Source organism: Neobacillus niacini, from assembly GCF_019749295.1.
Classification (GTDB): Bacteria; Bacillota; Bacilli; order Bacillales; family Cytobacillaceae; genus Neobacillus; species Neobacillus niacini_D.
On sequence record NZ_JACWFG010000004.1, the window covers coordinates 38,821 to 65,171 of the forward strand.

25 protein-coding genes are annotated in these 26,351 nt (G+C 39.5%); 18 read left to right on the plus strand and 7 right to left on the minus strand.

Annotation, left to right across the window (positions count from 1 at the left end; genetic code table 11):
• The first annotated feature begins 86 nt into the window (after positions 1 to 86).
• From H0184_RS07770 to H0184_RS07800, 7 genes are all read left to right on the plus strand, one after another.
• Positions 87 to 920 carry an amino acid ABC transporter substrate-binding protein gene (locus H0184_RS07770; RefSeq protein WP_221823158.1) on the plus strand — a complete coding sequence of 278 codons (834 nt, stop codon included), beginning with the start codon at positions 87 to 89 and terminating at the stop codon, positions 918 to 920.
• Positions 907 to 1,602 (plus strand): amino acid ABC transporter permease, encoded by a 696-nt coding sequence (locus H0184_RS07775; RefSeq protein WP_221823160.1) that lies wholly within the window; start codon positions 907 to 909, stop codon positions 1,600 to 1,602. Before H0184_RS07770 ends, H0184_RS07775 begins: the two co-directional genes overlap by 14 nt.
• A 20-nt stretch (positions 1,603 to 1,622) precedes the next feature.
• The gene (locus H0184_RS07780) at positions 1,623 to 2,357 is read left to right on the plus strand and encodes an amino acid ABC transporter ATP-binding protein (RefSeq protein ID WP_221823162.1); all 735 of its coding nucleotides are present in this window, start codon (positions 1,623 to 1,625) and stop codon (positions 2,355 to 2,357) included.
• A gap of 121 nt (positions 2,358 to 2,478) precedes the next feature.
• Positions 2,479 to 3,012, plus strand: coding sequence for a hypothetical protein (locus H0184_RS07785; RefSeq protein ID WP_221823164.1), 534 nt, complete (start codon positions 2,479 to 2,481; stop codon positions 3,010 to 3,012).
• A 13-nt stretch (positions 3,013 to 3,025) separates the two neighbouring features.
• Positions 3,026 to 4,540 carry a flotillin family protein gene (locus H0184_RS07790; protein WP_221823166.1) on the plus strand — a complete coding sequence of 505 codons (1,515 nt, stop codon included), beginning with the start codon at positions 3,026 to 3,028 and terminating at the stop codon, positions 4,538 to 4,540.
• 927 nt (positions 4,541 to 5,467) lie between these two features.
• A complete protein-coding gene (locus H0184_RS07795; RefSeq protein WP_221823168.1) occupies positions 5,468 to 6,178 on the plus strand; it encodes a response regulator transcription factor in 711 nt (236 codons plus the stop codon).
• Positions 6,156 to 7,532, plus strand: a complete 1,377-nt coding sequence (locus tag H0184_RS07800) for a HAMP domain-containing sensor histidine kinase (RefSeq protein WP_221823169.1) — start codon at positions 6,156 to 6,158, stop codon at positions 7,530 to 7,532. Before H0184_RS07795 ends, H0184_RS07800 begins: the two co-directional genes overlap by 23 nt.
• Before the next feature lie 12 nt (positions 7,533 to 7,544).
• Here H0184_RS07800 and H0184_RS07805 read toward each other — a convergent pair whose 3' ends face one another.
• From H0184_RS07805 to H0184_RS07820, 4 genes are read right to left on the minus strand one after another with little or no spacing between them, the layout of a single operon-like run.
• The gene (locus H0184_RS07805; RefSeq protein WP_221823170.1) at positions 7,545 to 8,318 is read right to left on the minus strand and encodes an ABC transporter ATP-binding protein; all 774 of its coding nucleotides are present in this window, start codon (positions 8,316 to 8,318) and stop codon (positions 7,545 to 7,547) included.
• Positions 8,315 to 9,013 carry an ABC transporter permease gene (locus H0184_RS07810; protein ID WP_221823171.1) on the minus strand — a complete coding sequence of 233 codons (699 nt, stop codon included), beginning with the start codon at positions 9,011 to 9,013 and terminating at the stop codon, positions 8,315 to 8,317. Before H0184_RS07810 ends, H0184_RS07805 begins: the two co-directional genes overlap by 4 nt.
• A gap of 23 nt (positions 9,014 to 9,036) precedes the next feature.
• Complete coding sequence (locus H0184_RS07815; RefSeq protein ID WP_221823172.1) at positions 9,037 to 9,891, minus strand: ABC transporter substrate-binding protein; 855 nt, start codon at positions 9,889 to 9,891, stop codon at positions 9,037 to 9,039.
• Entirely contained in the window at positions 9,885 to 10,823 is a 939-nt protein-coding gene (locus H0184_RS07820; protein ID WP_221823173.1) for a substrate-binding domain-containing protein, read from the minus strand. Before H0184_RS07820 ends, H0184_RS07815 begins: the two co-directional genes overlap by 7 nt.
• Before the next feature lie 239 nt (positions 10,824 to 11,062).
• On the opposite strand from H0184_RS07820, the gene H0184_RS07825 reads away from it, so the two are divergent.
• The gene (locus tag H0184_RS07825; RefSeq protein ID WP_221823175.1) at positions 11,063 to 11,725 is read left to right on the plus strand and encodes an FMN-dependent NADH-azoreductase; all 663 of its coding nucleotides are present in this window, start codon (positions 11,063 to 11,065) and stop codon (positions 11,723 to 11,725) included.
• Between the two features lie 43 nt (positions 11,726 to 11,768).
• On the opposite strand, the gene H0184_RS07830 is transcribed toward H0184_RS07825, so the two are convergent.
• Entirely contained in the window at positions 11,769 to 12,551 is a 783-nt protein-coding gene (locus H0184_RS07830; RefSeq protein WP_221823177.1) for an undecaprenyl-diphosphate phosphatase, read from the minus strand.
• Positions 12,552 to 12,717: 166 nt separating this feature from the next.
• Here H0184_RS07830 and H0184_RS07835 point away from each other — a divergent pair, with 166 nt between their 5' ends.
• Positions 12,718 to 13,491, plus strand: a complete 774-nt coding sequence (locus H0184_RS07835; RefSeq protein WP_221823179.1) for a DUF4931 domain-containing protein — start codon at positions 12,718 to 12,720, stop codon at positions 13,489 to 13,491.
• Between the two features lie 136 nt (positions 13,492 to 13,627).
• The gene (locus tag H0184_RS07840; RefSeq protein WP_221823181.1) at positions 13,628 to 14,797 is read left to right on the plus strand and encodes an FtsW/RodA/SpoVE family cell cycle protein; all 1,170 of its coding nucleotides are present in this window, start codon (positions 13,628 to 13,630) and stop codon (positions 14,795 to 14,797) included.
• A 44-nt stretch (positions 14,798 to 14,841) separates the two neighbouring features.
• Here H0184_RS07840 and H0184_RS07845 read toward each other — a convergent pair whose 3' ends face one another.
• Positions 14,842 to 15,807, minus strand: coding sequence for an ABC transporter substrate-binding protein (locus H0184_RS07845; RefSeq protein ID WP_221823182.1), 966 nt, complete (start codon positions 15,805 to 15,807; stop codon positions 14,842 to 14,844).
• A 257-nt stretch (positions 15,808 to 16,064) separates the two neighbouring features.
• Here H0184_RS07845 and H0184_RS07850 point away from each other — a divergent pair, with 257 nt between their 5' ends.
• The 5 genes from H0184_RS07850 to H0184_RS07870 are packed head-to-tail and all read left to right on the plus strand — an operon-like array spanning position 16,065 to position 19,936.
• A complete protein-coding gene (locus tag H0184_RS07850) occupies positions 16,065 to 17,069 on the plus strand; it encodes a FecCD family ABC transporter permease (protein WP_221823183.1) in 1,005 nt (334 codons plus the stop codon).
• Positions 17,066 to 18,121 (plus strand): FecCD family ABC transporter permease, encoded by a 1,056-nt coding sequence (locus tag H0184_RS07855; RefSeq protein ID WP_221823184.1) that lies wholly within the window; start codon positions 17,066 to 17,068, stop codon positions 18,119 to 18,121. The genes H0184_RS07850 and H0184_RS07855 overlap by 4 nt, the downstream gene beginning before the upstream one ends.
• Before the next feature lie 13 nt (positions 18,122 to 18,134).
• On the plus strand, positions 18,135 to 18,956 hold the full coding sequence (locus tag H0184_RS07860) for an ABC transporter ATP-binding protein (RefSeq protein WP_221823185.1): 822 nt from the start codon (positions 18,135 to 18,137) through the stop codon (positions 18,954 to 18,956).
• Positions 18,949 to 19,725: an IucA/IucC family C-terminal-domain containing protein gene (locus H0184_RS07865; protein WP_221823186.1), complete on the plus strand. Its 777-nt coding sequence runs from the start codon at positions 18,949 to 18,951 to the stop codon at positions 19,723 to 19,725. Before H0184_RS07860 ends, H0184_RS07865 begins: the two co-directional genes overlap by 8 nt.
• On the plus strand, positions 19,685 to 19,936 hold the full coding sequence (locus tag H0184_RS07870; RefSeq protein ID WP_221823187.1) for a DUF2573 family protein: 252 nt from the start codon (positions 19,685 to 19,687) through the stop codon (positions 19,934 to 19,936). The genes H0184_RS07865 and H0184_RS07870 overlap by 41 nt, the downstream gene beginning before the upstream one ends.
• 441 nt (positions 19,937 to 20,377) lie before the next feature.
• On the opposite strand, the gene H0184_RS07875 is transcribed toward H0184_RS07870, so the two are convergent.
• On the minus strand, positions 20,378 to 20,509 hold the full coding sequence (locus H0184_RS07875) for a YuzL family protein (protein WP_221823188.1): 132 nt from the start codon (positions 20,507 to 20,509) through the stop codon (positions 20,378 to 20,380).
• A gap of 213 nt (positions 20,510 to 20,722) precedes the next feature.
• On the opposite strand from H0184_RS07875, the gene H0184_RS07880 reads away from it, so the two are divergent.
• The 3 genes from H0184_RS07880 to H0184_RS07890 all read left to right on the plus strand — a co-directional run bounded on the left by H0184_RS07880 (position 20,723) and on the right by H0184_RS07890 (position 26,210).
• A complete protein-coding gene (locus H0184_RS07880; protein ID WP_221823190.1) occupies positions 20,723 to 23,110 on the plus strand; it encodes a 3-hydroxyacyl-CoA dehydrogenase/enoyl-CoA hydratase family protein in 2,388 nt (795 codons plus the stop codon).
• Between the two features lie 77 nt (positions 23,111 to 23,187).
• On the plus strand, positions 23,188 to 24,363 hold the full coding sequence (locus tag H0184_RS07885) for an acetyl-CoA C-acetyltransferase (RefSeq protein WP_221823192.1): 1,176 nt from the start codon (positions 23,188 to 23,190) through the stop codon (positions 24,361 to 24,363).
• Positions 24,364 to 24,425: 62 nt separating this feature from the next.
• Positions 24,426 to 26,210: an acyl-CoA dehydrogenase family protein gene (locus H0184_RS07890; protein WP_221823194.1), complete on the plus strand. Its 1,785-nt coding sequence runs from the start codon at positions 24,426 to 24,428 to the stop codon at positions 26,208 to 26,210.
• Positions 26,211 to 26,351 lie beyond the last annotated feature (141 nt).

Genomic DNA, 26,351 nt, shown 5'->3' on the forward strand with positions numbered 1-26,351 from the left:
AGGTGTTTTACATTTTAATGAGAGAAATGGGAAGTATAACCTTATGTAGTTTTGGAATGTCTACAACTCATGAGGAGGTTACTGAATTGAAGAAATTAATGTTTGTTTTTGCACTCCTACTCAGCATTCTTATAGTCTTGTCAGCATGCGGTAAAGACGAGAAAGCAAAAGAGGATAAAAAAGAAGATAATAAGACCACAGAAAAGGCAGATGATCAAGATTTACTAGCAAAGGTTAAGGATGATGGAAAACTGCTAATAGGGACAGAGGGTACATATGCTCCTTTTACTTTCCATGATGAAAGTGGAAATCTTACTGGATTTGATGTCGAAATATCGACCGAGGTTGCTAAACGTTTAGGGGTAGAACCTGAATTTAAGGAAACACAATGGGATGCCTTATTTGCCGGCCTGGACGCAAAGCGCTTTGATATGATAGCCAACCAAGTTGGAATCCGCCCGGATCGTCAAGAAAAATACGACTTCTCTGATCCATACATTACTTCTGCGGCTGTCTTAATTGCACACAAGGATAATAATGAAGTAAAGGCTTTTGAAGATATAAAAGGGTTGAATGCTGCACAGTCATTGACTAGTAATTATGGAGATATGGCTAAAAAGTTTGGTGCCAGCCTAGTAAGTGTGGAAGGCTTCACTCAAGCGGTTGAACTTCTTGCTTCCAAACGGGTCGATGTAACGATAAACGACCGAATTTCGTACTTAGATTATACAAAACAAAGACCTGATGCCCCCATAAAAGTTGTTGATACTAGCGAAGAAGCATCTGCGAGCGGGCTCATGTTCAGAAAAAAGAGTGATACCCTTGTAGAGGCAGTCAACAAGGCATTAACGGAAATGATTGATGACGGAACTTATAAAAAAATCTCAGAGAAATGGTTTGGTGAAGATGTACTTAAGTAGTATTTTTGCTGACCCAGAGAGAACGGCCCGTTTAATTGATATTGCTCAAAGTTCCTTTCTGCCCCTTTTGAAAGGGGCTATTTTTTATACGATACCGCTAACCATTATTACTTTTATTGTGGGTTTGGTATTAGCCATTTTAACTGCCTTGGCTCGTATTTCCCATGTAAGAATCTTTCAGATGATTGCGAGGGTATATGTTTCAGCAATCCGCGGTACTCCGCTAATCGTACAGTTATTCATTATCTTTTATGGACTTCCCAACATCGGAATTATTATTGATTCCTATACAGCGGCAGTGATTGGATTTTCTCTGAGTGTTGGAGCATACACCTCTGAAATCATTCGAGCTGCAATTCTTTCGACACCCAAGGGACAGTGGGAGGCGGGCTATTCGATTGGAATGAGCTACTCACAGGTGTTAAGAAGGATTATCCTGCCTCAGGCAGCAAGAGTTTCAATTCCGCCGTTATCTAACTCTTTTATTAGTCTGGTGAAAGATACTTCCCTTGCATCGCTCGTGCTAGTTTCTGAGATGTTCCGTAAAGCGCAGGAAATTGCAGCGAGTAATTATGAATTTTTATTGGTTTATTCTGAAGCTGCTCTGATCTATTGGGTAATATGCTTTATCCTCTCCATTATCCAGCAAGTTTTAGAAAAGAAACTAGATCGTTACGTGTAATAGAAGGGAGAGTGAATACGGTGATTTCGATACAAGGATTATATAAGCAATTCGGTAAGTTAGAGGTTCTTAAAGGAATTGACATAGAGGTAGAAAAGGGAAATGTAGTAGTGGTAATTGGACCATCAGGCTCAGGAAAAACAACCATGCTGCGGTGCCTAAATGTATTAGAAACACCAACGAAAGGTGTTATTTCCATTGAGGGCAACACACTTGATTTCTCGGGTAATGTACCGAAGAAAAATATTGCCGCCTTTAGGCGATTAACGGGTATGGTGTTTCAAAGCTATAACTTATTCCCACATAAAACAGCTCTTGAAAATGTGATGGAGGGGCCAGTAATTGTAAAAAATGAGAATAAGGAATCCGCTCGAAAAAAGGCGCAAACTTTATTAGAAAAGGTAGGGCTGGGGGATAAAGTGGATTATTATCCTGCACAGCTCTCAGGGGGACAGCAGCAAAGGGTTGGAATTGCCAGAGCATTGGCAATGGAACCAAAGGTTATGCTGTTTGATGAACCGACTTCAGCTTTAGATCCTGAACTAGTCGGTGAAGTTTTAAAAGTAATGAAGGACCTAGCGACTGAAGGGATGACGATGATTGTTGTTACACATGAAATGCGCTTCGCCCGAGAGGCTGCTGATGAGGTTATCTTTATGGATCAAGGTGTCGTTGTGGAGAGGGATAAACCTGAAAATATCTTTACCAATCCAAAAGAAGAACGGACCAAGAAATTTTTAAATATGATTCAGTAAGTACTATGGCAAATGTCATAGTACTTTTTTAATTATTTAGGTAAAATTTAGTTAGAAAAGTGAAACTTTTCCAATTTTTAACCGTATTAAAGTTACATAGATAAGGAAGGGAGTGGTGCCAATGGAGGTATTCAATCTGCCATTAGAAACCATCTATTTATATGGATTAATTGGTTCAGGTATTTTAACTATTTTGTATGTATTCTTTGCAGACGTTGTCCACTTTGATGGGCCAGATTTTCTTAATCCAGTGATTATCTTAGCTTTTGTAACCCTTTTTTCAGCAAGCGGATATTTATTAGAAAAGCTTACCGGTATTCATTATTTTGGAATCATAGGAATATCAGCCATTATAGCCTTTATCCTGGTTACTTTTTTAAATGTTTTTATCCTTCTCCCATTGTCGAATGCTGAAGAGTCACTTGTATATAAAGAAAGTGACTTAAGAGGCAGGATTGGAACCGTTATTACAGCGATTCCGGCAGATGGGTATGGGGAAGTAATGATTGAGAGTATTAGCGGAAGAATTGCAAAACCAGCAACAAGCTTTGATTCTGTCCAGATTGACAATGGAACGAATGTGCTTGTGGTTGATATAAAAGATGGAGTGCTTCAAGTAAGTTCCCATCAAGAAGTAGAGACATATTTATTATAGGGAGGTTGGTTAGATGGATTTAGGTTTTTGGATTGTTATTGGGATTGTCGCATTTATTTTGATTGCATTAATTGGTGTTTTTATTACGAAGTATCGAACAGCAGGGCCAGATGAGGCGCTGATTGTTACAGGTAGTTTCTTAGGAAATGGAAATGTTCATGTAGATGAATCAGGGAATAAAATCAAAATCATCCGCGGTGGAGGAAGCTTCATTTTACCAGTATTTCAACAAGCAAAGCCGCTTAGCTTGCTTTCAAGTAAGCTTGAAGTAACGACACCAGAAGTGTATACGGAGCAAGGGGTACCGGTCATGGCGGATGGTGTAGCAATCATCAAAATTGGCGGCTCCATTAGTGAAATTGCGACCGCTGCTGAACAGTTCCTTGGTAAAGCGAAGGATGACCGTGAAAATGAAGCAAAAGAAGTTCTTGAAGGGCACTTACGATCAATCCTTGGTTCTATGACAGTGGAAGAAATTTATAAGAACCGTGATAAGTTCTCTCAAGAGGTGCAGCGAGTCGCTTCACAGGATTTAGCAAAAATGGGCTTAGTGATTGTTTCTTTTACAATTAGAGATGTTCGCGATAAGAATGGTTACCTAGATTCACTTGGAAAACCGCGTATTGCCCAAGTGAAACGTGATGCTGATATCGCGACAGCGGAAGCGGATAAAGAAACGAGAATTAAAAAAGCAGAGGCAGCAAAAGAAGCTAAGCGTTCTGAATTAGAACGGGCAACTGAAATCGCTGAGGCAGAAAAAGTGAATCAACTAAAGGTTGCTGAGTTCCGCCGTGAACAAGATAGTGCAAAAGCACGGGCTGACATGGCGTATGAATTGGAAAGTGCAAGAGCAAAGCAAGAAGTAACCGAACAAGAGATGCAAGTTAAAATTATCGAAAGACAAAAGCAGATTGAATTGGAAGAAAAAGAAATTCTGCGCCGTGAACGTCAATACGATTCTGAAGTGAAGAAAAAAGCCGATGCGGACCGCTACTCCGTTGAGCAGGCTGCAGCAGCGGATAAGGCAAAACAAATTGCTGAAGCAGAAGCGAATAAGTATCGTATCGAAGCAATGGCAAAGGCGGAAGCAGAACGAGTTCGACTCGATGGTTTATCCAAAGCGGAGGCTCAAAAGGCACAAGGTACAGCAGAGGCTGAAATTATTCGCTTGAAAGGTTTGGCTGAAGCAGAAGCAAAAGAAAAGATTGCAGAAGCATTCGAACAGTTCGGTCAAGCGGCCATTTTAGATATGATCATCAAAATGCTTCCTGAATATGCGAAGCAGGTAGCAAGCCCGCTTTCTAATATTGATAAGATTACCGTGGTAGACACAGGTGGTTCCGGAGAAAATGGCGGCGCCAACAAGATTACCGGTTATGCAACAAACCTAATGGCAACACTTCAAGAGTCATTAAAAGCATCTAGCGGAATCGACGTAAAAGAACTAATCGAGAACTACTCAGGAAAAGGAAATGTAAAAAGCAGTATCCAAGAACTAACAGACACCATTAAAAAAACAGAAGATTAAACATTGATGGACCTTATCGGAAAATGATAAGGTTCTTTTTTATACAAAATGCTGCTAAAGGTCTTTGCCAACCGCTCTCTTCATAAACTTTGTTCCCTTTTTGTGTTAGTCAGTAAGGTTACTTGAGACATAGTTTTGGTGAATATAAAGGCAACTATGTCCTTATGAATAGTTCATTCGTGTGAGTATTCCTCAAGATCTCGATTAAAGTTGGCGGCTCGTGGGATTAGTCCTCAATACCCTGTATTAAGGACAAATCTTTCTGACGGTACGTGAGATTAGTCCTTAATCTCCTGTATTAAGGACAAATCTTCCTGGCGGTACGTGAGATTAGTCCCCAATCCCCTGTATTAAGGACAAATCTTCCTGGCGGCTCGTGAGATTAGTCCTCAATGCCCTGTATTAAGGACAAATCTTCCTGGCGGCTCGTGAGATTAGTCCTCAATCCCCTGTATTAAGGACAAATCTTCCTGTCGATTCGTGAGATTAGTCCTCAATCCCCTGTATTAAGGACAAATCTTCCTGTCGGTACGTGAGATTAGTCCTCAATCCCCTGTATTAAGGACAAATCTTCCTGTCGGTACGTGAGATTAGTCCTTAATCCCCTGTATTAAGGACAAATCTTCCTGACGGCTCCGTGGGATTAGTCCTCAATCCTCTGAAGCGCAATTCAATAGGCAACCTTAATATAGTTATGCAAAAAAAATAAGGCTTCCTCACGTTGAGGAAACCCTTATGTAAAAAAGAGAGATTAAAATTGGGAAGCAAGAAGATTCATTACCTTAGGAGAAGAGTAACTCTTTCATTGCTACAGGTACATCTTATCGAGAAATATTGTAGATGTTATGAAGAACTTGTGATGAATTTGTGAAGATGAAAACACCCATCCCTTAACATGATATATTGTAGTTAAGGGGAGTGAGAACGATGAAGATATTACTAGTTGATGATGAGAAAAGAATCCTAGAAGTCCTCGAAGCCTATCTAGAAAGAGAAGGCTATGAAATTCATTGTGCTGATAATGGAATAGATGCCTTAAAAAAGGCGAAAAACATAAATCCTGATTTAATTATTTTAGATTTAATGCTTCCTGATATCTCTGGAGAAGAGGTATGTCGTTTAGTAAGAAAAGAATCAGATGTCCCCATTCTCATGCTGACCGCTAAGTCTGCGGAAGATGACCGCATTAACGGGATTGTTATGGGGGCGGATGATTATTTAACGAAGCCATTTAGCCCTAGGGAAGTAGTGGTACGGGTACAAGCAATACTCAGAAGGGTCAAGAAAACAGAGAAAGTGGAACGAATTGAATTCAATAACAAGCAACTGGCAATTGACCTAAGCAAAAAAGAAGTGACTGTTAAAGGGCAGGATGTTATTTTGACCCCAATTGAATATAAATTGCTCACCAATATGGCACTCAATCCTGGCAGAGTATACAGCCGGATGGATCTACTTGAAAAGATTCAGGATGAAGGTATGTATTACGAAGGCTATGAGCGAAGTGTCGATACGCATATTAAAAACCTTCGGAAAAAAATTGAATTGGATTCCAGGCAGCCTTCGTTTATCCTCACCGTATTCGGGATGGGTTATAAATTTGGAGGGGTGCTGGATGTTTCAAACGCTGCGGTCTAGAATTCTCTTTTATTTACTACTCAGCTCGATGATTGGAATTCTCTTTGTCAGCTTTTTTATGCAATGGGGATTTGAAGAGAGCTTTAAGAATTATCTGGATCGTAACCGAGAAAAGAAGATTGATAGAATCATTACGGAGATTGAAAAGGGCTATCAGAAGAATGGCCATTTCACTAGGGACCCGGTTTTTGGTTTCCTCCATGAACATGCGATGACTGATCAGCTTTATTTCGATTTATATGATAACCGTAGTCAATTGCAAATGGGGACCTCTAATATTGTGGGGTATTTGAACAGCCTGGGATTGACCGAGCCCGAACCGAATGATGAGGAGTGGCATTCTGCCTCTTATACTCTGAGAGCCGACAATAAAGTGATTGGTAAACTTGTAGCTATTTACCCAATCGGCTTAATTGATGATGAGTATAATTTTTTACAAACGATTCAGTTATACATTTATGCCGCCGTATGTTTAACGATACTGTTATCCATTCTACTAAGTATGTTGTTCTCAAAAAAAATAACATCTAGCTTAAATAAGGTATCCTTTGCAGCAAATGAGCTCCAGCAGCATAATCTCTCAATCCGAATTCCTCTGGCTGGATTACCAACTGAGGTTAAACAGCTGGCGATTTCCTTTAATAATCTAGCAGAATCATTGGCAAAGGGTGAAATGTTAAGAAAACAATTTACGGGCGATTTAGCCCATGAACTAAGGACACCGCTTGCCACATTAAGGAGTCAAATTGAAGCCTACCAGGATGGGATTTGGGAGCCTACACCGGCACGACTGCAATCAAGTCATGAAGAGCTTATGAGATTAGTAAGGTTGGTTAACGAACTTGAGAAGCTGCTGGCTGCCGAGAATCCACAAATTAAATTGGAAAAAGTAGAAGTAGAAGCTGGTAATGTGCTGGCTGCATTATGGGAAATGTTTGTACCATTATTTAAGCAAAAGGGTGTGCTCCTTCATATAGAAGAGCCTAGTCATGAATTTCTTTTCCTGGCAGATAAGGACCGTTTAATGCAAATCCTTTCTAATGTCTTGAACAATGCCCTAAAGTATACTCCAGAAGGTAAGAATGTAACCATATCGGTACAAACTGAAAAAGAAGGATATGTAGGCTTCAAGATTGAAGATGAAGGCGCTGGGATGGCTGAGGAAGATATTCCTCATATATTTGAGCGCTTTTACCGCGGTGATAAATCACGCGATCGAAAAACAGGAGGTGCAGGAATTGGTCTTTCCATCGTAAAGGCATTAATGGAAGCACATAAAGGAGTCATTAAAGTTAAAAGTCGAAAAAACAAGGGGACTAGCATTATCTTATGGTTTCCAGAAGAAGAAGATTGAATAAAAAAGCCGCTATCTCATGAGGGATAGCGGCTTTTGATTATTAGAGTGTAAGGGATAAAATTTCTTCCATTCATTTAAGAAAGGAGAAGTCGCTGAATTGGGGTGTTCAAGGACTCTCTGGGTAGATCCATATTGCATGATTTCTCCGTTGACGATAATCGCAAGCGTACTGGTCAAATAATTGATTTCCATCAAATCATGACTAACAAAGGCGGTTGTCGTTCCTGAACCTTCGATAATTCCTTTAAAGTCATCCATCAATTTTATTTTCGTTGGAAAGTCTAATGCAGAAAAAGGTTCATCAAGAAACAGAATTTCTGGCTCCACTATCATTGCTCTTGCAAGGTTAACACGCTGCGCTTCTCCGCCTGAAAGGAAATGTGCATTTTTTTTTGAAAGATGACTGATTTGAAACTGATCCAGCCACAACGTGACCTTTTCTTCTATTGTTGCTTTAGGAACCTTTCTTAGCTTAAGGCCAATCGCCACATTTTGAAAAACAGTTCCTTCTAATAACAACGATTGCTGCAGTGCCACTGAGAATTTCCTGCGCAGATCAAGTGAGGGAGTTCCATTTGGAACAGCTTGCCCACGGTAAAGAATTTCACCGCCGCTAATACTGTCAAGCATGGCCAATACTTTCAGCAAGGTGCTTTTACCGGCACCATTCGGTCCCATGATTCCAAGAAATTCTCCCTCTTGAATCTGAAAATGAGGGATGTCTAGAATACTTTTTTGATTTGCACGATAGCTTATGTTTTTAAGCTCAATCAATGGATTCATGATACTCGCTTCCTTTGCTGTAACAGTGTTAAAGCTGCTGTGATCAATAATGCGACCGTTAATAATATGAAGGATATCGCTAGAGCTACATCAAAGTTCCCTTTTGATACTTCCATGACAATAGAGGTAGTAAGAATTCGTGTGTCTCCTTGGATATTCCCGCCTACCATCATTGCAGCCCCTACCTCAGCTATTACTCGGCCAAAGCCTGCCATAATCGCTGCCACGATAGCAATTTTTGTTTGTTTTAGCAGCAGTGCAATACTCTGAATTTTCGTAGCTCCGAGTGCTTTTATTTGTAAAAGCATTTTTTCGTTAATTTGTTGAAAGGCGGAGCTTGTTAATCCGGTTATAATCGGTAAGGAAACTAACACCTGTGCCATGACAATAGCTGTTGGGGAATAGAGTAATTGTAAATGTCCCAAGGGACCAGAACGCCATAATAGCATGGTAATCCATAATCCCGCAACGACGGGGGGTAAGCCCATACCGATATTAATGAGCACGAGAATTATTTTTCTTCCCTTAAATCTTGTTAAGCCAAGAAACATGCCAAGCGGCAGGCCAATGATAGAACTAATGATGATGGCCATCAAGCAAACTCTTAACGTCAGCCAGGTGATTTCGAGAATTTCTCGATCACCGGTAAGAATCATTTCTACCGCTTTTTTCAGCCCATCGAAAATTAGTTCCATCCTGCCTTACATCCTTTCTGCCTCTACTCTGTGTATTTAAAGAATAATGATTGTCCGTAATCTTCCTTACCAAAGCTTTCGATTACATCTTGCGTCTCACTGCTGACCATAAACTCAACAAACTTTTCTGCGTCTTTGCTGTTAACCATATCGTGCTTTTCAGGATTTACCTGCATAACATGGTAAATATTCATTAAATCTTTGCCGCCTTCAACAACAATTTGAAGGTTTGTTAAATTTTTCTCTTGCGCTAACCATGTAGCGCGGTCAGTTAAAATATATCCGTTTTTCTCGTTGGCAATTTGTAAAGAAGCACCCATACCTTGACCTGTTGAGATATATGTATCACCAGCAGGCTCGATATTAACTGCTGTCCAAATTCCTAGTTCTTTTTTATGCGTACCTGAGTCATCACCGCGAGTTACAAAATTAGCTTTACCGTCTGAAATTGATTTGAAGGCCGCTAAAATGTCGTCCCCGCTTACATCCGCTGTATTATCTTTCGGTCCAGCTAAAATGAAATCGTTATACATCACACGTTTGCGATTAACTGCATCGCCGGTTGTTACGAGTTCTTCCTCGGATTTAGGAGCATGAACTAAAAGGACATCTGCTTCACCTTTTGCACCCATTTCTAATGCTTGTCCGGTTCCGACTGCAATGGTTTTTACTTTTACATTGTTTTCTTTTTCAAAGATGGGCAGCAATTCGTCTAATAAACCGCTATCTTGAGTACTGGTGGTTGTAGCAAGGATGAGTTCAGCAGGTTCGGGTTTTTCCTCCTTTGCGTTAGCTTGATCACTTTCGCTGTTGCCGCAAGCTGATAAAATGAGGAGCATGAATACAAATAGTGTAGCAAAAAAACGATTTTTTAACATGACGTTTCCTCCACTTTACTAGTTTGATAGATTAAAGTTCCTATTTCTTCAATTCCATAGCCCTCTAAATCTGTTAAACTGCTTTTGAATTCAGATGACTGCAGATAGTGTATTAAGTTAGTGAGCTCTTGCTTATTTTCATTTGTATAGCGAAAAACCAGGTCAAACTGTTCCTTGGCAACCGGGATGAAATCAAGACCTAGATGACTTGCAGCAGATTGAATCCCAAAAGTAACATCTGCCATGCCTCTGCTAATATGAGAAGCGGTAGAAAGATGGTTCCATTCTTCATTACCATAACCATTGATTTTTGCAGGATCAATTCCATTTTTGGATAACAAGGAATCTAATAGAAATCTTGTTCCAGCGCCTTTTTGGCGATTTACAAATTGAACATCTTTTCTGGTGAGATCGTTAAAGTCTGTTATACCTTTTGGATTGTCTTTTGCGATGATAAATCCCTGTTCTCTAGAAACAAAGCGAACGACTGCTATAGATTCATAAACAAAGAGTTGATGAATAAAAGGTAAGTTGTATTCTTGAGAGGCAGGATCTAATAGGTGTATGGCTGCGATATCGGATTGACCCCGATACAGCATCATTAGCCCTTCAAGGCTGCCTATGTAAGTTGGCTGTATTTGAACTTGTAAGTCTTTAGATGTTTGTTTTACAAAATGTTCTACTAAAAAGTCATGACTCCCAGAAAGGCGTATTGGTAAAGAAGCATGAATATCTGGTTGTTCCATCTGAGCTTTTTTAGCTGGTGCTTTTGTACTTTCCTTGTATCGTTCAATCTCGGAGTGTTCAATTCTCATTTTGTTTCCAACCTTAAATGCCTGTAACTCACCTCGCTTAATAAGTTCATAAACGGTATGTTTTGAGATTTGGAATAGCTGAGCCACCTCATCGGGTGTATATGCCTTTCCTTCCATCTTCGTGCCCCCTACTAATTTGTAGTTACAATATAAGGTAATTATATAATGTAGAAGGTAGTTTTTGTTAAGTTTTGTTATGTTTCATTAAGTTTTATTTGAAAATGTCATGTTTTGTTCACTGATAATCGAAAAAGTTCACACTTTGTACAAAAACGTCACGGATTGTTCATCAGTGAACAAGGATGTTTGTTGTACTATATTAATAGATGAAAAATTATAAAAGGGATGGGGATCAGATGTCTAAACTTCTTTATATTACTGTTAACCCAAAAAATGATATAAAGCTTTCGAAGGGTATGCAGCTTGGTGAGGCTTTTCTTGAAGAGTTTAAGAAACAAAAGCCTGAAGTAGAAATTGAACATATGCATTTATATGATATGGATATCCCGCAAATTGATATGGATTTGTTATATGCTCGTGCTAAATTATCTTTCATGGGTAAAACCTTTGATGAGCTTACAGAGGGGGAACAAAAACAAATTACGGCTATGCATGCCTTAGCAGACCGTTTTATTGCTGCTGATTATTACGTGTTTGTTACTCCAATTTGGAATTTTGGGTCACCAGCTATATTAAAGGCTTTCCTTGATAATTTATTTATCGTAAACAAAACTTTTGTGAATACACATGAAGGTGCCAAAGGATTACTTACAAATCGTAAAGCACTTCATATTCAAACCCGCGGCGGAATTTATTCCACTGGGCCAATGGTTGAATTTGAATTCGGCGATCGTTTCCTAACCAAGGTACTCAGCTTCTTAGGAATGGACGTATTGCCTACCGTTTTTGCTGAGGGAATGGATCACTTTCCAAAACAAGTACCAGAAATTATGGCAAAAGCAAAAGAACAAGTTGTTGAAGCCGCAAATGAAATGGCTAAAGAAACCATTACAGTATAAAAACAAACAAAAATGCGACTCGGATATCGAGCCGCATTTTTTATTAGAATTGTCCAGTGAACTGGAAAAATAATACCGCAAAACCTAAAATCCAGACGTAAATGGCAAAGGGCTTTAATGAATGCTTCTTTAAGAAGCCAATCATCCACTTAACGGCAAAATAGCCAAATAGGGCAGAGGAAAGGATACCAATCACCAAGGCAGATAGTGAGATTTCTTCGCCTGTACCGCTAAATAGATCGAGAGATTGAAGAATTACTGCTCCCACGATAGCGGGCGTAGATAACAGAAAGGAGAAATAAGCAGCTGTTTCACGGTCTAATTTTCTCCACAAAGCAGCGACAATTGTAAAGCCGGAGCGCGAAATGGCTGGTAAAATAGCGGCAGCTTGAAAGGAGCCAATGATGAAAGCATCGGTATAACTAATATCATCCATTTTTTTATAGCCATTTTTTGCCGAATCAGCTATCCATAGAAATAAGCCGGTAACTAAAAACTCCCACCCAATCGTAACCCCTGTCTTTGAAATCTCCTCAAAGTAGTCTTTGAAAAGCAGACCAATCACTACAGCGGGGATGGTTCCTACTATTAATAGGAAGGTGAGTTTACTAAAGGGATTTTTAATAATCTTAACAAACTCGTCCTTATAGAAAACAAAAACAGCAAGCAAGGTACCTACATGAAGCATGGTATCTAATAATAAACCAGCTTCCTGCAACCCAAATAAATTTCTGCCTAAATACAAATGACCAGTAGAGCTAATGGGTAAAAATTCCGTTAATCCTTGAATAATTCCTAATATGAGTGCTTCCAATTTTCCTAACATATCCAAACCTCTCTTTCTGCACCATAGAGCCTGTACATAGTATAGATATGCGCGTTCCTCTGCAAATAACCAAGAAATTTTTAATTATTACCAAGGCAAAAATAGTGCAATTGAAGCAGTTACTCCCATAAAATAGAAGTAAGTATTTTGGAGAGGAGCGCTACATTTGAAAAATAGCCATCTACATTTCAATACATCAATTGGTGTTAAGAAACCAGAAAATATTAGAAATAAACAGCAGCCATGCCCTTTTTGTGTACGGGAAGAATTGACAGATCTCATTGAAGTGGATGGACCTATCATACTTTTGAAAAATAAGTATCCTGTCCTAGAAAATGCCTACCAAACCGTTTTAATCGAAACTGATGATTGCCATGGTGAATTATCTACCTATGAGCTTCCATATCTACATAGACTGCTGCAGTTTGCGATTAGGCATTGGCTGGAGATGGATAAAACAGGGAAATATGAATCGGTGATTTTTTTCAAGAATCATGGTCCATTATCGGGCGGAACCTTAGCGCATCCACATATGCAAATTATAGGATTAAATGATATAAACTATAAGGAAAACGTAACGGAGGATGTGTTTGAGGGTATTCTAATAGAAGAAAAGGATGGAGTTAGATTTACGTTATCGACAAAACCGAAGGTCGGTTTCTATGAGTTTAATATTGATATGGATGATTCCAGCTATCAAGAAACCTTTGGCGTCAATCTTCAAAAAGCAGTGCATTATATCCTGTATAACTTCCCTTTTAAGGCGAGCAGCTATAATCTTTTCTTTCATCATTATAATCGAAGGATTTATGTGAAAATTGTCCCCCGGTTCGTGACGACCCCGCTTTATATCGGCTATGGTATTCCGCAGGTCCCAAATAATTTACATTGGATGGCAGACGACATTAAAAGTAAATATTACACAAATGGAAGCGCCTAATAGCAGGGGCTTTCATTTTTTTGTATATGTAAATTAACCCAATCTTAGGTTATAAGTTGTGCTTTGTTCTATTAAAAAATATAATGAGATAATGTACAAGTTCCTTTTTGAGACCTTGCATAAAGGAGTGTGAACAATGACATCAACTAAAAATACAACTTCCAAACTTGATTATAGCCTTGTTTTCATTTTAATGTTAATGTTTCTAGCAAGTTGCGTATCTATATACAGTGCTCAGGCTAGTGGTCAATATGACAGTAACTTCTTAATTAAGCAAATTATTTTTTATGGAATCGGTTGTGGAATTATTGCAGCAGTTATTAGGCTTGATTCTGACCAGCTAAAAAAATTAACTTGGTATGCTTACGGAGCAGGAATATTTCTTCTTGTTTTTTTAATCATAGCACCAGAAAGTATCGCACCTGTAATCAATGGAGCAAAAAACTGGTTTAAGGTTCCTGGAATTGGGTCACTTCAGCCCTCAGAGTTTGTCAAAATCTTTATTATTTTAACACTAGCAAAAGTGATTGATGAACATCATCAAAAGAACCCAGTCAAAACGATTTCATCCGATTTCTGGTTGTTAATTAAGCTGGGTGTTATAACAATGGTCCCCTTGATACTTATTATTAAGCAGGATTTAGGGACTTCATTGGTGTTTTTGGCTATCCTGCTTGGGATGATTTTTATTTCAGGTATTACTTGGAAGATACTGGTTCCAATATTTACAATTGGAACTGGTCTGATTTCAGTCATTTTTTATTTTGTTTTAATAAAACCCGAAATTCTTGAAAAGTATTTAGGTGTAAGGCAGTATCAATTCAGCCGAATTTATTCCTGGTTAGATCCCTATAATTTCCAAAGCTCAGCAGGCTATCAGTTAACAAGGTCTCTGCTGGCGATTGGATCAGGGCAAACGGGCGGTAAAGGTTATGGAAATAGGGAAGTCTACTTACCGGAAAGCCATACGGATTTTATCTTTAGTGTCGTTGGGGAAGAATTTGGTTTTATTGGTGCTAGTGTTCTCGTTAGTTTGTTTTTCTTATTGATTTACCATATTACAAAGGTTGGTATGGAAACGAAGAATAACTTTTATACGTACATTTGCGTGGGGATCATTAGTATGATAACTTTCCATGTGTTTCAAAATATCGGAATGACGATTGGTGTGCTTCCGATTACAGGGATTCCATTACCGTTTATTAGTTATGGAGGCAGTTCTCTGATGGGGAATATGCTGGGGATAGGATTAATCTTTTCAATTCGTTACCACTATAAAAAATACATGTTTTCAACAACTGACTAAACTAGTAAAAAAAACGCGGAGATTAAATCCCCGCGTTTTGTTTTTTACTTTAAAAAGAATTCCTCAATATCATCCAGCATTAGGTTTGCTGCGAGCACGCCGCCAGCTGTATTCCAAATGGTATCACTAACCTTGTGGACTTCACCTTTTTTCGCTACTTCTAGATTCTTGAAAAGTGGGTCAGCAATCCATTCCTTTTCTAGCTCAGAGCCTTTTCCATCACCTGTTTCGTAAGTGAAGTAGAAAAGAATATCACCTTCCATGGCCGGAATTCTTTCTTTTGTGACGTTTCTTTCCGCGAAATCATCAACATTCTGACTCTCAGGACGAGCAAATCCCAGGTCTCCTAAAATAACTCCAGAAAATGTATCCTTATGGTAAATACGAACTTCCCCAGCCATAAAGCGAACCATGGAAACCTTCATATTCAATTTATCGCCAAGCTTTTCTTTTAACTCAGCAATTCGTGAATCATACTTTTCAAGTACTTCTTTGCCTTTCTCTTCCTTGTTTAAAGCTTTTGCATAAAGTTCAAAGTTTACTTTCCAGTCACCGCGAAGTGTTTCGGCAAAAACAGTTGGTGCGATTGCTTTTAATTGATCATAGATTTTTTCTTGGCGCATTTTATTACCGATAATTAAGTCAGGTTTTAAAGCAGCAATTGCTTCTACATTGACTTCACTTTCTACACCAACCACTTGGGTATCTTTTAATTGGTCAGCAATATGATCATACCAAGGATCACCAGTAAAAGATTTTACTGCACCAACAGGAGTAACACCCATTGCCAGCAAAGCCTCTGTACCTTCGTTTGTTAGGATGACAACTCGTTTGGGAGTGCCTTTGATCGTTGTAGATCCCATAGAGTGTTCAACCGTATAGCTTGTTTCTTCTGTCGTCTTTGTTGTATCCTCTTTTTCAGTAGTTTTCTCTTCCGTACCACCGCAAGCAGCTAGCAAAAAAAGTGCGATGATAGAAAAAAGTGTAAATAGTGGATTAAGTCGTTTCATTTTTGTATGTATCCCCCTTGTTTTAATTGTAAATGATAATCATTTTCAATGACAACCTTATAATAAAATGGATATTCCTTAATGTCAACGCTTTATTTGAAATTCTAGTTTTATATCATTGACATTTTTTTAGACTTATGTCCAATTAGTTGAAAATGGTTATCAGCCTCATTGACAATCATTATCAATTGGATATAAACTTAAGGTAAGTAAAGCGCATTTATACAAGAAATATGTTTAGAAAGGTTTTAAAACAAATGCTTTTAAAAAATAGTGCATTAAGATGGGCGGGATTACTAACCTCCGTACTTTTGCTGTTGTTTTTCATGTGTGCCAGTGTCATTTTTGGGTATACAGAAACTTCATTACGTACGGCTATTGATGCCTTTACCCATTATAATGGCTCAAATGAACATATTATTATTCAAACCGTGCGACTTCCGAGAGCACTTATTGCAGCTGCAGTAGGTGCGAGCTTAGCGATTTCTGGAGTGTTAATGCAAACATTAACCAAAAATCCGCTGGCCTCACCAGGAATATTTGGTATAAATGCAGGGGCAGGATTTGCAGTAGTAGCAGCAGTAACCCTTTTCTCCGTCTCAAGTTTGCAGGCATTTAGTGGACTCGCCTTTTTAGGAGCTGCCATTGCGGCTATTAGTGTTTATACGATTGGGTCTGTCGGCCGGGAGGGCTTAACACCGATGAAGCTGACATTAGCAGGTGCAGCTATTGCGGCAATGTTTTCATCTTTTACCCAAGGATTATTGGTTATCGATGAGGCGGCACTTGAGCAGGTACTATTTTGGCTGGCTGGTTCTGTATCGGGACGGAAGTTAGAGACACTTGTTTCTGTTTTACCCTATTTGGGAATTGGCTGGATTGCCTCGATTATCATTGCTGGGAAAATGAATATTCTCTCAATGGGTGAAGACGTGGCAAAGGGACTGGGTTTAAAAACAGGACTTGTAAAAGTTTCAGTTGGTATAATTGTTATTCTGCTGGCAGGCGGAGCTGTATCCGTTGCCGGTCCAATTGGTTTTGTAGGCATTGTGATTCCACATATTACTAGAACAATCATTGGAATCGATCATCGATGGGTTATTCCTTTGTCAGGTATATTAGGTGCGATTTTATTGGTAGCAGCAGATATTTCTGCTAGATATGTACTGATGCCGTCCGAGGTGCCGGTCGGAGTCATGACAGCTATCATCGGAACTCCATTCTTTATTTACATAGCTAGAAAGGGGTTCAACGCACGATGAGCAAATATAAAAATATTCGCTTCTTCAACGGGAAGTTATCCTTTCTATTAGACCGCAATGCAACAATTACATTTGTTGTGTTAATGATAGTTGCTTTCATCGTGTTTGTGGTCAGTACAGCGATTGGTGAAATGAAAATAAATCCACTGACTGTTTTAAAAGTATTTGCAGGCAGCGGTCCTGAAATGGAAACGCTAATCATAACATCCTTTCGTTTGCCTAGAATTATTATTGCCCTGATTGTCGGTATTTCATTAGCTGTTGCTGGTGGAATTTTACAAGGGATGATTCGAAACCCACTTGCGTCACCTGACGTTCTCGGTATTACAGGTGGAGCAAGTGCAGCGGTGGTAGGCTTTCTGGCCTTATTCTCGGATGAAAGCAATGCGCTGACTGTGAGTATTAATTGGCTCCCATTAGCGGCCTTCTTAGGTGCTGGTGTCGTAGCATTTTTAGTTTATTTATTGGCATGGAAGAATGGGGTTTCACCCATTAGACTAGTACTAATTGGTATTGGGATATCAACCTTGATGCAAGCGTTGACAACGTTAATGATGATTATGGGTCCTATTTATCAAGCAAGTCAGGCTAATATTTGGATAACAGGTACAGTTTATGGTTCCAACTGGAATAATGTTGGTACATTACTTCCTTGGAGTGTTGTATTTCTAATTATTGCGTTTGCTGCTGCTAGAACGATAAATATTCAAGAACTTGGCGATGAAGTTGCCACAGGCCTAGGCGGTAAGATACAGGGGCAAAGATTCTTTTTATTAATGATTAGTACAGCTTTAATCGGCGGCTCGGTGGCCTTTGCAGGAGGAATTGGTTTTGTTGGGTTAATGGCGCCGCATATGGCTAGAAGACTGGTCGGATCCTCGTTTGGAGCCTTATTGCCAGTTTCAGCATTAATTGGCGGAATTCTCGTCATGCTCGCTGATTTAATTGGAAGAACGATGTTTTCACCGCTGGAAATTCCTGCAGGAGTTTTTACAGCAGGAATCGGTGCACCATATTTTATATATTTACTTTTTAAAACAAGAAATGCTTAAAGGGGCGAAGAAGATGAAGAGTGCAATCGAAACGAAGAATCTGTCACTTTCCTACGGGGAAACTCTGATAATAGACGAGTTGGATTTGAAAATTCCAAAAGGTGAAATTTCTGTTTTTATTGGGGCGAATGGATGTGGAAAGTCAACTCTTCTTCGTTCCATTGCCCGTCTTCTTAAACCAAAGTCTGGCTCTGTTATACTGGAGGGGGAGGCGATTGCAAAGCTTTCTACGAAGGAAGTGGCAAAGAAAATGGCCATTTTGCCGCAGTCACCCACAGCCCCAGAAGGGTTGACGGTCCTGCAGCTGGTGAAACAAGGGCGCTATCCACATCAATCATGGTTAAAACAATGGTCAGAAGAAGATGAGAAAAAAGTCAATGATGCCTTAAAGGCTACAAGGCTCGAGGATTTAAAGGAAAGGCCTGTTGACTCTCTTTCAGGCGGTCAGAGGCAGCGTGCCTGGATTGCAATGACATTGGCGCAGGATACGGACGTTATTCTTTTAGATGAGCCAACAACATACTTAGATATGACACACCAAATTGAAATACTTGACCTTCTTTTTGAACTGAATGAAAAGAGAAAAAGAACAGTTGTGATGGTCCTTCATGACCTGAATCTTGCCTGCCGCTATGCACACAATATCGTTGCCCTAAAGGATCAGAAGGTATATGATCAAGGAAAGCCTGAGTACGTGATAAATCGCAGTCTTGTCAAAAATGTTTTTGGCATGGAATGTGAAGTTACAATGGATCCGCTATTTGGAACACCGTTATGTATCCCTTATGGAAAAGGAAGACGAATCCTCCAAAAGGCGGCTGTGTCGAATGGGTAATATACTTAAAGAGAATGACTTGGGTGCCCTGCAGAAATACAGGCTTAGGCCGGAATCAGGCAAATCATTTAACGTGGCAAATCTACTTGAAAAAGCATATGTAACAGATTTTATGAAAAATTTGGCAGAATCAATAGGAGCTCCTTCAGAAAGAGCGGCCGCCTCCATATTTATTAAGAGATATGCATTTATTGCGGTTATTTCCCTTTTTGCAATGACGGCGGATAATAAGAAATTGAATTTATCCTTGGATAATATTGAAATGGAAGAAGCGGAACGTGGAAAAGACTGGCTCCCAACGATTTCTTTAAAAGATCCATCTATCGAGGAATGGGATGGAGAAAACAGGCATGAATGGCGGAAACGTGTTTACATCAATCTATTTGCTAACAATATCTATCCTATCATTGAACATTTTGAAAAAACGTTCAAGGTTTCTAAATTAATTTTATGGGAAAATATCGCTGTTTATCTGTTCTGGTTATATGAGTCGGAATTAAAGGACAGCGATAATCCAAACGTGCTAAGTGATTTCCGTTTTTTAATTAATGAAGCAGAAGGACTCTTGTTTGGCAGATACAATCTAAATCCAATACAGAAATATTATACAGAAAAGAACCAAGATGAGGTCAGGATCAGAAAAACTTGTTGTTTTACTTATCAGCTGGGGTCAAAACGCTGTAAAACATGTCCATGTACTCATCTGGTTAAGGATGGAGTGTGCCTTGATGGAGAAAATATTTGCGGAGCAATTCAAAGCTTTACTTGAGAAATATAGCGAATTACTCGTTGGTGAGTCTAGTGAGGAGACAACCGAAAAGGTAAAGGCATATGCATTGTATACGCATATTGCCAAATCAATGCCAGCCTTAGCGAAGCACTGGAATGAACTCTACCCGGAGGCAAAGGACGAAATGAAAACAATCATTGGTGAAATTAAAGAATTAAACGAAAAACACCGCAGCACAGCAAAAAAATAAAACCGGAGGGCAATGCCTCGGGTTCACGAATTTTAATTGCCCAATTTGCCTAGTAAATCACAAGGTATGAAGTTTGTTTGTGATTTAGTACGTGGATTATAATTGAATAACCAGTGATAGTTAAAATAAGCGGAGAATTTCCGGTTATTTACAGAACAAAGCTTGTTTCGGGGTAAATAAGCGGAGGTTTTCCGGTTATGCAAAGAAAAATCTTCTATTTTTTCGTTTTTTGCTTCAATAGACGGAATTCCTCCGTCTATTGAAACGATTTTTAGTGCTATTTCCTAAATAAGCGAAATTTCTCCGCTTATTTATCAACTAGCTCTAGTATCTAATGAACTTGAACAACTTACAGGGCAGCTTCGCGAAAAAGGAAAATATTAAAAAAGGCTTAGAAATATATGCATCTCTAAGCCTTTTTGATATCTCGGGTTTTACTTTTTATCTTTTATATTGATTGTTTTGGGAGTTTACTTTGTTTTTATCGTTTTGTTCTCCGCCAGGACCGGCGTTTCCTTGAACGCTAGCGGCACTTACGCCTCTTTTAGATGGGTTTTTCTTCATTTTTCCCATGCTTCATCACCTCGTTTATAGGATGTCCAATTCTATCTTTTTATGAAGAAAAAAACGTTTACGAAAAAAAAATTTAATTTTCCACGATTAGTTATTGCGCAAATTTTTTAAATATTCTATAGTTATAAGTAGCAGAACTCATTCGTTTATTTATGAATTTTTTTTGACAAAAAAATGAATGAGTGTTCATTCAAAGCCTTAAAGGGGGAGACAATGTTGAACCAACTTATTAAAAAAGCAGCTGTTTTAGGATCAGGAGTTATGGGATCAGGGATTGCTGCTCACCTAGCAAACATCGGCATTCCAACATTATTATTGGATATTGTACCTCGGGAGTTAACAAACGATGAAATAGCAAAAGGGCTGACGCTTGAAGATAAACAAGTTCGTAACCGTATTAGCAGCCAATCCATTCAGAAGTTATTAAAACAAAAACCTGCACCACTAGCGGTAAAAAAGAATCTTGCACTAATTGAAGCGGGTAACTTAGAAGATGACCTTGTTAAATTGAAAGATGTTGATTGGGTGATCGAGGTTGTCGTTGAAAATCTGAATGTAAAGAAGCAGGTCTTTGAAAAGGTTGAACAATATCGGAAACCAGGGAGCATTATCAGCTCGAATACATCGGGAATCTCTGTTGAAGCGATGGCAGAAGGCAGGTCTGAGGATTTCAAAAAGCATTTCCTAGGCACCCACTTCTTTAACCCGCCTAGATACTTAAAATTACTTGAAGTAATACCTACTCAGTATACGAGTCAAGAAGTTGTCTCATTCATGAAAACCTTTGGCGAGGATGTATTAGGGAAAGGTGTCGTTCTTGCAAAAGATACACCAAACTTTATTGCAAACCGAATTGGAACTTATGGCCTCCTGATTACTGTCCAAGAAATGCTGAAGGGCGGATATAGCGTAGGTGAAGTCGATTCTGTTACTGGACCATTAGTCGGCCGTCCTTCAAGTGCAACTTTCCGTACGCTGGATGTAGTGGGACTTGATACATTTGCACATGTCGCAGGAAATGTTTATGAGAAAGTAACCGGAAAAGAAAAAGAAGTTTTTGAAGTTCCTGGTTTTATGAAAACCATGCTTGAAAAAGGCTGGCTGGGAAGCAAATCTGGGCAAGGCTTCTTTCTGAAAAAAGGGAAAGAAATCCTTGAACTTGACCCTGCTTCTTTAGACTATATTCCACGTAAAAAACTAAAAACAACAGCAACCGAATTAAGTAAACAGGAAAAAGGCACTGCAAATAAATTGAAAGCGCTTGTATACGCCGGGGACCGTGCTGGTGAGCTTTTATGGAACATCTTTAGTCCGGTTCTAGTATATTCTGCGCAGCTGTTAGGAGAAATTGCTGACACCATCGTCGATATTGACCGTGCTATGAAATGGGGCTTCGGATGGGAGATGGGTCCGTTTGAAACATGGGATGCCATTGGATTAGAGAAGTCAGTTGAAAAAATGAAGAATGATGGCTTGGAAATTCCAGCATGGGTAACAGAAATGCTGGCTAAGGGCCAAACTTCATTCTATTTAGAAGAAAATGGCGAAGTATTCTTCTATAAAAATGGGGAATATCGCTTAGTTGAAAGTAATCCAAAAGCGATCGATTTAAAACAATTAAAAAAACAAAAGGGCGTAATTAAGAAGAATGGCGGTGCCAGCTTGCTTGATTTAGGTGATGGTGTAGCACTTCTTGAATTCCATTCACCGAATAATGCGATTGGTCTTGATATTATTCAGATGATTAACTTTGCTATTGACGAAGTGGAGAAGAATTACAAGGGGCTTGTAATCGGTAACCAAGGTAAAAACTTCTGTGTTGGTGCGAACCTCGCTATGATGCTGATGGAAGCTCAGGATGACAATATTTATGAGCTAGATATGGTTATTCGTCAATTCCAAAATGCGATGATGAAGGTGAAATACAGTGCAAAACCAGTCGTAGCAGCACCATTTGCCATGACACTTGGCGGAGGGGCTGAGGTATGTTTACCTGCTGCACACATTCAAGCATCGGCTGAAACCTATATGGGATTGGTTGAAGTAGGTGTAGGCTTACTTCCTGGCGGCGGCGGTAATAAAGAGTTATATATTAAACACTTAGAAGGTCTGCCGAATGGCGTCCAAATTGATTTACAGGCTGTAGCAAACAAAGTGTTTGAAACGATTGCCACTGCAAAAGTATCCACATCTGGTGCAGAAGCTCGAGAGAATAATTTCTTAGGCTTAGGTGATGGCATCAGTATTAACGGAGATCACTTGTTATACGACGCAAAGCAGGCTGTACTCGCATTGCATGAAAAGGGATATGTACAAAAGGCACGCAGAAAAGTACCAGTAGTGGGTGAAACAGGGTACGCTACACTCTTACTGGGAGCACAATCCATGTACTTATCAGGATATATTTCAGAGCATGATTTAAAAATAGCTAAAAAAGTAGCATATGTCATTGCGGGCGGTAAAGTTCCATACGGCTCAGAAGTGGATGAGCAATATTTATTGGATTTAGAAAGAGAAGCGTTCTTAAGCTTAATAAGAGAAGGAAAAACACAACAGCGTATGCAGCACATGTTAGTAAAAGGAAAACCTTTACGTAATTAAAATGAAAAGCGAAAAGCGCCTAAGCGCGGAAGCTAGACAAATAGATTGCTACTATAAGAGAAAGAGAGGGAACACGCATGAGAGAAGCGGTAATTGTAGCCGGAGCACGAACCCCGGTTGGTAAAGCGAAGAAAGGTACGCTTGCCCATGTTCGCCCTGATGATTTGGGAGCATTGGTTGTAAAAGAAACATTAAAACGTGCAGGAAATTACGAAGGAAATATTGATGATTTAATCATAGGATGTGCGATGCCTGAAGCTGAGCAGGGAAATAACATGGCTCGGAATATTGGGGCACTTGCAGGCCTGCCGCACACAGTTCCGGCAATCACCATTAACCGTTTTTGTTCTTCTGGACTACAAGCGATAGCCTATGCAGCACAAGGGATAATGCTCGGTCACACCGATACAGCGATTGCTGGTGGAGCGGAATCGATGAGTCTAATCCCAATGGCAGGGCATGTGGTTCGTCCAAATGTAAAACTAGCAGAATCAGCGCCAGAGTACTACATGGGAATGGGTCATACTGCTGAAGAAGTAGCCAAGAAATATGGTATAACGCGTGAGGACCAAGACGCATTTGCTGTTCGCAGCCATCAGAAAGCTGCAAAAGCCATTCAAGAAGGAAAATTTGTGGATGAAATTGTTCCCGTGGAAGTTACCTTCCGTTCTGTCGGAAAGGACAACAAGCTAGTTGAGAGAACAATCAAATTTTCTCAAGATGAAGGCGTGCGCCCTGATACAAACGTACAATCTTTAGCAAAACTTCGTCCCGCCTTCTCTGTGACAGGTTCTGTTACAGCTGGCAATGCCTCACAAACAAGTGATGGAGCAGCAGCTTTAATGATAATGGACCGTGAAAAAGCAGAGTCACTTGGGCTAAAGCCATTAGCTAAATTCAGATCCTTTGCGGTCGGAGGTGTACCGCCGGAAATTATGGGAGTTGGTCCTGTTGTCGCAGTTCCAAAGGCCGTTAAACTGGCTGGTCTAGAATTATCCGATATAAATCTTTTCGAATTAAACGAAGCATTTGCTTCTCAATCCCTGCAAGTCATTCGCGAGCTTGGTCTCGATGAAGAAAAAGTAAACGTAAATGGCGGGGCAATTGCACTAGGTCATCCGCTTGGCTGTACAGGTGCAAAACTTACGTTAACACTAATCCACGAACTAAGACGCCGGAACCAGCAATTTGGGGTCGTAACCATGTGCATAGGCGGCGGAATGGGCGCTGCAGGAGTTTTCGAACTTCTTTAAAACGACGTAAAGAATTCATTGATGAATTACGGCTGGCTATAAAAGATTAGGAGGAATTTTTGATGACACAACAAGCAGAAAAAATTATTAAAGGCGGAAGCTTTTTAATCGACGATATTTCCTATGATCAAATGTTAACACCAGAGGATTTTAACGAAGAGCAACTAATGATCGCGAAAACTGCAGAGGACTTCATAGAAAAAGAAGTGCTTCCACAACTGGAACATCTTGAAAATCATGAATTTGATCGCACAGTAAAACTATTAAAGCAAGCTGGAGATCTAGGTCTTTTAGCAGCAGATGTACCTGAGGAGTATGATGGTCTAGGTTTAGATAAAGTGACTTCATCACTGGTAACTGAGAAAATGTCAAAAGCTGGCGGCTTCTCACTTTCCTATGGCGCACATGTTGGAATCGGCTCACTGCCTATCGTTTTATTCGGTAACGAAGAGCAAAAGAAAAAATATTTACCGGCACTAGCTTCTGGTGAAAAGATTGCAGCATACGCCTTAACAGAGCCAGGTTCAGGTTCAGATGCACTTGGTGCAAGAACAACAGCAAAACTAAACGAAGCAGGTACACATTACATTCTTAACGGCGAGAAACAATGGATTACCAATGCTGGTTTTGCCGATGTATTTGTTGTCTATACAAAAATAGATGGTGAACATTTCACTGCGTTCATTGTTGAAAAAGACTTCCCTGGAGTTTCTACTGGCGCTGAAGAAAAGAAAATGGGAATTAAGAGCTCTTCTACTCGTACACTTATTCTAGAAGATGTACCTGTCCCTGTGGAAAACCTATTAGGAGAGTATGGAAAAGGTCACGTCATTGCGTTTAATATCTTAAACATCGGACGCTACAAATTAGCTGTAGGCGGAGTGGGCGGTTCTAAAAATGCATTTGAATTAGCCGTTAAATATGCAAATGGCCGTAAGCAATTTAATACACCAATTTCTCAGTTCAATTTAACAAAAGAAAAATTCGGTACAATGGCCTCTAGGATCTATGCTGCTGAGAGCTCTGTCTACCGTACGATTGGACTTTATGAAGATAATCAAGGAAAGCTTACAACTGAAGAGCAGAAGGATATTAAGTTAGTAGCCAACTCAATTGCTGAATATGCGATTGAATGCTCTGTTAATAAATTCTTCTGTAGTGAAGTTCTAGATTACGTGGTAGATGAGGGTGTTCAAATTCACGGTGGATACGGCTTTATGCAGGAATATACAATCGAAAGAGCTTACCGAGATTCACGTATCAATCGAATTTTTGAAGGAACAAATGAAATTAACCGTCTCCTAGTACCAGGAACATATATAAAGAAAGCATTCAAAGGTGAGCTTCCGCTGTTCCAAAAGGCCATGGCACTCCAAGAAGAAATTATGATGTTAATGCCTGAAGAGCCAGGCGATGAGCCGCTAGCACAAGAAAAGCATTTAGTAAGCAATGCCAAGAAAATCGGCTTATTAGCTGCCGGTTTAGCTGCACAAAAATTTGGTAAAGCTCTTGATAAAGAACAAGAAATCTTATCAAATATTGCTGACATTGTTTCAAATGCCTATGCAATGGAATCTGCACTTCTGCGGACAGAAAAGGCAATTGCAAAGAATGGTCTTGAGAAAAATAAACAAAAGCTTCTTTACACACAAATCTTCTGTCAAGAAGCATTTAACGAAATCGAGCAGCATGCAAAAGAAACGTTAGTTGCAACTGAACAAGGAGATACACTTCGTATGCTAGTATCTGCACTTCGCAAACTTACTCGCCATACGCCAATCAATGTGATTGCTAAGAAACGTGAAGCTGCTGATGTGCTTATTGAAGCAGAACGCTATATTGTTTAATAAATAAGTTTTTAGGCTCCCCTCTTTTGTGGGAGTCTAAATTTTTTCTGTTCGTTAAGCAGGAAATACGCAGATTTAGTCGAATTTTTGTAAGGGAAGTATTTTTACTTTTTTTCCTGATATGTTACTATTCAAGTGACG

What these genes read in the sequence shown, in the direction of transcription:
- H0184_RS07830 (WP_221823177.1), bottom strand. Translation starts at nt 12,551, where the DNA reads ATGTTAGGAAAATTGGAAGCACTCATATTAGGAATTATTCAAGGATTA.
- H0184_RS07855 (WP_221823184.1), top strand. Translation starts at nt 17,066, where the DNA reads ATGAGCAAATATAAAAATATTCGCTTCTTCAACGGGAAGTTATCCTTT.
- H0184_RS07865 (WP_221823186.1), top strand. Translation starts at nt 18,949, where the DNA reads ATGGGTAATATACTTAAAGAGAATGACTTGGGTGCCCTGCAGAAATAC.
- H0184_RS07845 (WP_221823182.1), bottom strand. Translation starts at nt 15,807, where the DNA reads ATGAAACGACTTAATCCACTATTTACACTTTTTTCTATCATCGCACTT.
- H0184_RS07870 (WP_221823187.1), top strand. Translation starts at nt 19,685, where the DNA reads ATGGAGAAAATATTTGCGGAGCAATTCAAAGCTTTACTTGAGAAATAT.
- H0184_RS07875 (WP_221823188.1), bottom strand. Translation starts at nt 20,509, where the DNA reads ATGGGAAAAATGAAGAAAAACCCATCTAAAAGAGGCGTAAGTGCCGCT.
- H0184_RS07795 (WP_221823168.1), top strand. Translation starts at nt 5,468, where the DNA reads ATGAAGATATTACTAGTTGATGATGAGAAAAGAATCCTAGAAGTCCTC.
- H0184_RS07800 (WP_221823169.1), top strand. Translation starts at nt 6,156, where the DNA reads ATGTTTCAAACGCTGCGGTCTAGAATTCTCTTTTATTTACTACTCAGC.
- H0184_RS07885 (WP_221823192.1), top strand. Translation starts at nt 23,188, where the DNA reads ATGAGAGAAGCGGTAATTGTAGCCGGAGCACGAACCCCGGTTGGTAAA.
- H0184_RS07880 (WP_221823190.1), top strand. Translation starts at nt 20,723, where the DNA reads ATGTTGAACCAACTTATTAAAAAAGCAGCTGTTTTAGGATCAGGAGTT.
- H0184_RS07890 (WP_221823194.1), top strand. Translation starts at nt 24,426, where the DNA reads ATGACACAACAAGCAGAAAAAATTATTAAAGGCGGAAGCTTTTTAATC.
- H0184_RS07860 (WP_221823185.1), top strand. Translation starts at nt 18,135, where the DNA reads ATGAAGAGTGCAATCGAAACGAAGAATCTGTCACTTTCCTACGGGGAA.
- H0184_RS07850 (WP_221823183.1), top strand. Translation starts at nt 16,065, where the DNA reads ATGCTTTTAAAAAATAGTGCATTAAGATGGGCGGGATTACTAACCTCC.
- H0184_RS07775 (WP_221823160.1), top strand. Translation starts at nt 907, where the DNA reads ATGTACTTAAGTAGTATTTTTGCTGACCCAGAGAGAACGGCCCGTTTA.
- H0184_RS07840 (WP_221823181.1), top strand. Translation starts at nt 13,628, where the DNA reads ATGACATCAACTAAAAATACAACTTCCAAACTTGATTATAGCCTTGTT.
- H0184_RS07825 (WP_221823175.1), top strand. Translation starts at nt 11,063, where the DNA reads ATGTCTAAACTTCTTTATATTACTGTTAACCCAAAAAATGATATAAAG.
- H0184_RS07805 (WP_221823170.1), bottom strand. Translation starts at nt 8,318, where the DNA reads ATGAATCCATTGATTGAGCTTAAAAACATAAGCTATCGTGCAAATCAA.
- H0184_RS07790 (WP_221823166.1), top strand. Translation starts at nt 3,026, where the DNA reads ATGGATTTAGGTTTTTGGATTGTTATTGGGATTGTCGCATTTATTTTG.
- H0184_RS07815 (WP_221823172.1), bottom strand. Translation starts at nt 9,891, where the DNA reads ATGTTAAAAAATCGTTTTTTTGCTACACTATTTGTATTCATGCTCCTC.
- H0184_RS07785 (WP_221823164.1), top strand. Translation starts at nt 2,479, where the DNA reads ATGGAGGTATTCAATCTGCCATTAGAAACCATCTATTTATATGGATTA.
- H0184_RS07820 (WP_221823173.1), bottom strand. Translation starts at nt 10,823, where the DNA reads ATGGAAGGAAAGGCATATACACCCGATGAGGTGGCTCAGCTATTCCAA.
- H0184_RS07810 (WP_221823171.1), bottom strand. Translation starts at nt 9,013, where the DNA reads ATGGAACTAATTTTCGATGGGCTGAAAAAAGCGGTAGAAATGATTCTT.